1 protein-coding gene is annotated in these 230 nt (G+C 61.3%); it reads right to left on the bottom strand.

The genetic code is table 11. The annotated features are described in order from the left end of the window. On the bottom strand, positions 1–195 hold a 195-nt coding region (locus tag AC0IYH_RS34320), incomplete at its 3' end, for a DUF411 domain-containing protein (RefSeq protein ID WP_471838966.1). Between the last annotated feature and the right edge of the window lie 35 nt (positions 196–230).

Below are 230 nucleotides of genomic sequence, written 5' to 3'. Positions count from 1 at the left end.
ATATGGCTGCGCTTTTATGCCCGGCACTTCCATGCCGGGTGAACCCATCGGCATTCCAGCCACGGCTAGGCCGCGCACACCCTTGGGATGCTGCGCAAGCGCTCGCTTCATGTCGACGATCGGGACATGTCCTTCGAAAGCCATACCGTCGAGGATCGCGGTATGGCAGGAGCCAAGATCAGCCGGCACACCCATCTTGCGCTGCAGCACGTCGCGGTGCGTATCATCGA

Source organism: Pseudomonas sp. AC463 (assembly GCF_979253585.1).
The sequence above is the reverse complement of the archived record's forward strand: the minus strand, read 5'-3'. Positions and strand labels throughout refer to the sequence as shown.